General features: G+C 70.3%; 4 protein-coding genes. 2 read left to right on the forward strand and 2 right to left on the reverse strand.

The annotated features are described in order from the left end of the window. Positions 1 to 20: 20 nt before the first annotated feature. Together LCD33_RS29295 and LCD33_RS01910 are read left to right on the forward strand one after the other, a co-directional pair. Complete coding sequence (locus LCD33_RS29295; protein ID WP_224977455.1) at positions 21 to 2756, forward strand: ferritin-like domain-containing protein; 2736 nt, start codon at positions 21 to 23, stop codon at positions 2754 to 2756. A 95-nt stretch (positions 2757 to 2851) separates the two neighbouring features. Further along, a complete protein-coding gene (locus LCD33_RS01910) occupies positions 2852 to 4990 on the forward strand; it encodes an aminotransferase class I/II-fold pyridoxal phosphate-dependent enzyme (protein ID WP_224977456.1) in 2139 nt (712 codons plus the stop codon). A gap of 226 nt (positions 4991 to 5216) precedes the next feature. Here LCD33_RS01910 and LCD33_RS01915 read toward each other — a convergent pair whose 3' ends face one another. Both LCD33_RS01915 and LCD33_RS01920 read right to left on the reverse strand, forming a co-directional pair. Further along, complete coding sequence (locus LCD33_RS01915) at positions 5217 to 5543, reverse strand: hypothetical protein (RefSeq protein WP_224955844.1); 327 nt, start codon at positions 5541 to 5543, stop codon at positions 5217 to 5219. A 433-nt stretch (positions 5544 to 5976) separates the two neighbouring features. Continuing rightward, positions 5977 to 6207 carry a hypothetical protein gene (locus LCD33_RS01920; RefSeq protein WP_224955843.1) on the reverse strand — a complete coding sequence of 77 codons (231 nt, stop codon included), beginning with the start codon at positions 6205 to 6207 and terminating at the stop codon, positions 5977 to 5979. Positions 6208 to 6472: the final 265 nt, after the last annotated feature.

Genomic DNA, 6472 nt, shown 5'->3' on the forward strand with positions numbered 1-6472 from the left:
CGGACAGTGGGAGGATCACCGTGACCTACCTCGGACACCCGCGGCTGAACTTCGCGGGTACGTTCCAGTCCGACGCCGCCACGGTGAACAACGCCCAGCCGTACTTCGACAACGACCTGTTCGAACCGCGCTTCCACTGGCGGATGAAGCTCCCGGACGTCAACGGGTTGTGGAACCCTGGCGGATCCAACGCGCTGCGGCTGCACGACCTGCGCATCACCAGCGCCTGCTACGCCGACGGCCGCACCCTGACGTCGAAGGCCGACGACCCCGCTCTCGAAGGAACGGTGCGGGACGACGACCTCCGCGCCAACGGGAAGTTCGTCGATCTCGACCCGGAGAACCAACTGGTCTCCGAGATCTACGGATTGCGGATGCGACTCCTGGACGCGGCGGGCGACCAACTCCTGAAAGCCGACTACGCCGTAGCGGCTATGGACGAGATGTGGATGCGGGCGACGCTGCCGTCCGGCCGCGGCGACCCGGCGGCGGTGTACCACTCGGTGCTGACCAACCTGGAGTGGGCGGACCCGCTCGAATCGGCCATCCTGCGGGAGATCCGAGACACCACCGACGACGGAACGCTCTCGATCAAGTTCAACATGGACGGTGTCGAGGACGGGATCGAGGAGTGGAGCGACGACCTCACCTACGGTCGCATGGTGGGGTCGATCGGGCCCTATCGGAGCGGGCAGCCGAAGCACTGGGCAGGCGCCCGTGTTCTGAGTCCCGTCGAAGGCGCGCCGTTCCACCATGCGCCGTGCAGAGTGGACGGTTCGGGGATCGTTTTCGTGGACCTGGGCAACAGCATCAGGGCGTCGACACGCGGTGGGCCTCTCGTCGAGCTCCCGGCGCTGAGCCTCGCCGCGCTCGACGAGAACGGCACGCCGGAGGTGCTCGCTCCGCTCGACGGCATCGACCAGGGCTTCTACGAACGCACTGCCGCCATCGTCACCGCTCGGCCCGCCGCCGGTCAGCACGAGGCGGTGGCCGGTCGACGGCTGGCAGTGGTGGACGACGCACGACCGCCGAAGGTGCTGCTCGCCGAGCCCCACGACGGCGGGACGCTCCACGCCGACAAGTCCGTCTTCCGGCTCCACCCCGAGAAGGGGCACGACACCGCGACCGTCGACTTCCGCGCGTTTCGCTTCGGGCAACCTGCCGCCCACACCGACATCGCGCTCGGTACCGGCGAAGAGTCCGACGTCGTGGAGTTTCCGCGCAGCGTGACGACCGACGAGCAGGGGCGTGCGCGCATCACCCTCACCGGCCGGGACCCCGGCCATCCCCGCCCGATGCTCGACGGGCTCACCGTGCGCATCCCCTACCGGTTCGCCGCACGACCGGACGCGCCGTCGGGCCATCTCAGCGTGCGGGTGTTCGACCGCTACACCGGCCCGGAGCGCCCCACCTGGAACCGCGACGTGCGGCCGATCTTCCAGCGGTACGCCAACCTCTACCCGGTCATGCACGACCTCTTCGACCTGGGCAACTACCAGCACGTCACGCGGCACGGGACCTACATCCGCCGCACGATGCTGGCCCCGCTGGAATCGCCGAACCACATGCCCGTCACCCGAGACCTCTCACCAGGAAAGCGAGACATGATCGTGAAGTGGCTGCGGACCGAGCCCGCTCCCCCGGTGATGGAGATCGGCAGTCCCGAAGAACTGCGTGCCGTGCTACAGCAGGCCGTCTTGGTCGAGCAGGCCACGGTGCCGCCGTACCTCGCGGCGCTGCTCTCGATCAAGGCAGGCCACAACGTGCGGATCGCCGAGACGATCCGTGGGGTGGTCATCGAGGAGATGCAGCACATGGCCCAGGTCTGCAACCTGCTCAACGCCGTGGGCGGGGCACCGCAGATCGGCAGGCCCGGCTTGGTCCCGACCTATCCTGGCAAGCTTCCCGGTCCGGTGCTGCCCGATCTGACCGTACGGCTGCGCAAGATGTCCCGCGAGCACGTCAAGGACGTGTTCATGGCGATCGAGCAGCCGGATCACCCCACTGTGGACGGTGCACTGTTCCGCGGTTCCGTCATCGCACCGGACAGCGTGCGGCTGGACCGTTCCGGTTCCGTGCTGGAGGCCGACGACGGCGCCATGCGGGCTCTGGAGGACTGGTTCAACCGAGCCGAGTACACACCGCAGACGATCGGTTGGTTCTACAACCAGATCGCGCGGGCGATCTGCGAACTCGACGACGGCGGGTCGCTGTTCACCGGTGATCCCGCCCGCCAGGTGAGTTGGCCGGACGCGCCGGGCACGCTCTACAAGGTCACCGACAAGCGCTCCGCGCTGCTGGCCATCTACCAGATCATCGAGGAGGGCGAGGGGAGCCCGCACGACCTCGACGGTGACGGCGTCCTCGACCCCGACGAGTTCGGCCACTACTACCGCTTCCAGGAGATCGTGGAGGGACGCCGACTCATCCGGAACGAGCGCGGTGCGTGGGTGTTCGAGGGAGCCGAGGTGCCCTTCGACCCGGCCGGGGTCCATCCGGTCGTGGACGACGCGGACACCTACCGCCTCCCGGCCGACTCCCCCGGCAGGCGCGAATCGGTGGCCTGCGACGAGTCCTACACGAACATGCTCACCGCGTTGCACCGCGTGTTCAACGGCCATCCCGACGAACTCGACGACTCCGTCGGGCTGATGTACCAGCTCCAGGTGCAGGCCAAGAAGCTCCACGACATGCCGTCCGGGGACGGCGACACCGTGCTCGGACCCGCGTTCCAGTCCCCCGGTGTCGAGTTCTGACACCGGCCGCCGTCGACTCCGCCCTCGCGACTGTCCAGTGAGGACGAAATCACCGGAACTACTCATCCGTATGTGAAGGGGTACACATGGGCCGGATGCCGACCGAGACCGGGTCCTCACGAGTGGCACGACAGGACGGAGTTCTCAGGCTGCACTGCAACGAGAGCGCCTATCCGCCACCACCCGCCGCGCTCGGCGCGGCGACCGAGGAACTCGACAACGCCTGCACGTCCTATCCGGACAGCGACTGCGCGGAACTGCGCGAACGGGTCGCCGAGTACCACGGCCTGAAGTCCGACATGGTGGTCGTGGGCAACGGAGCCGACGAACTCGTGCTGCTGACCTCGATGACCTTCCTCGGCTCCGACGACGCGGTTCTGGTCACCGATTCGACGTTCCCCGGATACGTCTCCTCGGCGCGCGCGGCCGGCGCCCGCGTCCACAGCCTGCCGTTGGACGACTACCGGGTGCCGGTCGACGCCGTGGTGCAGGCGATGGCCGCGCCGGAGGCAGGAGCGCCCACGCTGGTGTTCGTCTGCAACCCGCACAACCCGGCGGGAACGGTGCTCGAACCCTCCGACGTCGAGCGGATCCTCACGGCCGCCGAGGCCGCCGGCGTGATCCCGGTGTTCGACGAGGCGTACATGGAGTTCGCGGGGCCGGACCACGAATACGCGATCAGCGCGGTCCGCGCCGGTCGTCGTCTGCTGGTGCTCCGCACGTTCTCCAAGGCGTGGGGGCTGGCATCCCTGCGACTCGGGTGCGCGCTCGGTCCGGCGGACCTGGTCGAGCGCATCCGCCGGACCCGGGAGCCGCTGCCGTTCAGCGTCAATCGAATCGTCCAGCAGGCCGGGGCCGCGGCGCTGGAGTCCCGCGACTACGTCGACGAGGTACGGCGGAAGACGGTCGCGGCGCGGGAGCACTTCTGCGCGCGCCTGACCGAGATGGGCGTGGCGTTCCAGCCTTCTGCCACGAACTTCGTGCTCGTCAAGCCGCCCGGCAACAGCGCTGAGATCGCCGCGCGGCTGAAGCAGGACCACGACATCCTGGTCCGGGACCTGAACATGTTCGGTCTGCCCGCCCACCTGCGGGTCACCGTCGGTACGACGGAGCAGATGGACCGGTTCTGCGCTGCGCTGGCCACCATCCTCGAAGACTCCGAAGTGCACAACGAGTTGAACACCGGCCTCGGCGCTCCGAAGGGCCGCATTCAGGTGGCCACCGGACCCGTGATCGAACCGGCGGCGCTGTTCAACGGCTATGTGGGCGCCAACGTGGTCTTCGCCCTGACCGAGCTGAACGTCTGGCAGCACCTCCAGGACGGTGCGCGACCGTTCGACGCTCTCCCCCCACTGACCGGAGCGGAGCCGTCGAAGCTGCTCGCGCTCCTGCGCGCCGCCGCGCTGCTCGGCTACGTCGAGGTGAGTTCCGCTGTCACTCCGTCGGATCCGGGGACCGCGAGCACGGTCGCGCTGACCGACGCCGGACGGGTGCTGGCGCGTCACCGAGGTTTCTTCACCTGGGGAGTCGGCGGGTACAGCGACGTGCTGCTCCACCTCTCCGACCTGGCCACGGGCCGGGCCACCTTCGGCACGGACGTCGACCGCGATGGCGGGAAGGTCGCCGTCGGCTCCGGTCTGGTCGGCGAAGAACTCATGCTGCGCACCGAGCACGCGGTCGTCGCGGACGTCGATTTCGGCACCGTCGCGGACCTCGGGTGCGGTGATGCCTCCCGGTTGATCCGGCTGTGCGGATCGAACGAGGCCCGCACCGGGCTCGGAATCGACACCAGCCGGGGAGCCTGCGAAAAGGCGGTCAAACGCGTCGCCGACGCGGGACTGGGACACCGCGTGGAAGTCGTGTGCGCCGACGTCCTCGACGTCCTCGACGAGCGGACGTTCCCCGGCGTCGAGCTGGTCACGAGCTTCCTCATGATGCACGACCTGTTCGAGAGCAGCGGTGACCCGGCAGGAACGATGCGGATGCTGCGCAAGGTGTTCCCCGACGCCAAGTGGTTCCTGGTCGGCGACACCGTCAGCCAGGACTGGGGTACCTCGCCCAGCACGCTGCCGATCTTCTCCGTCGAGTTCGAGCTGGTGCACGCCTTCATGGACACACCGATCGCGAGCCGCCGCGCCTACGAAGACGCCTTCGCGGCGGCGGGCCTGCGGGTTCAGCGGCGCGAACCGTTCGGCGCACCGTCGACCTGGCTGTGGCTGCTCGCCGCGGAATAGCGTCCGCCGTGATCGCGTCGTTCCGCACGGGCGGTTACCCGCAGCCCGACGCTCCGGCGGCCGGCCGTGCATTCGGTCGTGCCCGCGTGTTCTCCACCCGCGTGCAAGTGAGCCGCCCAGAATGGGCGGGCCACGGCGAGGTCCGGCGGCACCGCCTCGATCGGCGCGGGATCACCGGCTCGGCCCGGCTGTTCCGCTCCTGGCCCGTGGCCGCCGGATCGTGGGTTCAGGCGGGGGCCGGGTTTCGGAGGTGGTCGAGGACGCTTTGGGCGAACTCGCACGCGAACTGGTGGCGGAGGCCGTAGAGGTCCCAGTTCCGGTCGATGGTGGCCGGGTCGAGCACCCTCGCCTCCTCCTGGTGCAGGGCGAGGTCGCCTGCGCTCCGGGCGGACAGCAGCGCGAGGTGGGCGGCCCGGACCTCCTCCGACCGCTCGACGTCCGCCAGCGCCAGCAGTTCTTCCAGTTCCCCGGCCTCCAGCAACCGGGGCAGCGAGTTCCGGGACCAGTCGGCGCCCCAGTACCGCAGCCGGAGCTCCGGGGTGCGCGCCGGCACCGAGTCCGCCCAGGTAGGCCGGTGGCGGTCGTAGGGCGACCACCCGCTCGGGTAACACGTGTCGGCGACCGGCCGCGGACTGCAGGGCGAGTTGGGCGGTGTCCACCCACCAGCTCACCCACTGCGCGTACTGGGTGAACCAGGTCTCGCGGACGGCTTCGGCGCGGAACCACAGGTCGCGCCGGACGAGGTCCAGCGACGCCGTCCGCACCTCGGCGGCGAGCGGGCCGAGGTCCGGCGGGGGTGGAACGGCGCGCACCGCCTCCACCCACTTCGCCTGGACCAGTGCGACCGCGGTCGCCTGGTCGGCCAGCAGCTCCAGGAATTCCGCTGCACCCAGTTCCGCCGCCCCGCCCCCGGGACCGCCGGTGCGCACCTCATCGCTCACGGTCTTCAACGCGCCCCCTCCCCGGCTCGCGCGGTCTGCTGCGGGTCACGCGGCTCCGGTGCTGCGCGGCCACGGCGCGCCGGACCGCTGCCACCACCGGCAACCGCTCGCGCCTGCGCACGGAGCGACCGGCCCGTCCGACTCGACCCGGACGGTTCGGTGCCACACCTCGCCCGGAGCGGGCACCTCCTCCCGCGGCCAGTACTCCTTGCCGAGGGCGGGGACCTTGCCGCCTTCCGCCGCGGTGTCGTCGAGATGTGTCCAGCGCTGGCGCAACGCCCCTCCTCGTCAGCCTGCGTTCCCCCGGTCGACCGCCGGACGTCGCCGTCCGTTCGGTCTGGTGTCGCCAGTCAAGCAGCGCGCTCCCGCGCGGGATCGCGAAAACGCGCGACGGAGGACGCCGAGGCAGCAGGTCTGCCCGGAAACCCGGCGCGCGCCGCGGGCGCCCGGCAAACCCGCGCCGGCGCCCCCGGGCCCCCCCCCCGCGGGGGGGGCCGGGGGGGGGGGGCGCCGGGGCCCGCCGCCGCGCCCCGCCGCCGGG

This window comes from Saccharopolyspora sp. 7B (genome assembly GCF_020177435.1).
Taxonomy (GTDB): Bacteria; Actinomycetota; Actinomycetes; order Mycobacteriales; family Pseudonocardiaceae; genus Saccharopolyspora_C; species Saccharopolyspora_C gregorii.

Excerpts from the sequence above, each read along its gene's own strand:
- LCD33_RS01910 (WP_224977456.1), top strand. The coding sequence starts at position 2,852 with ATGCCGACCGAGACCGGGTCCTCACGAGTGGCACGACAGGACGGAGTT.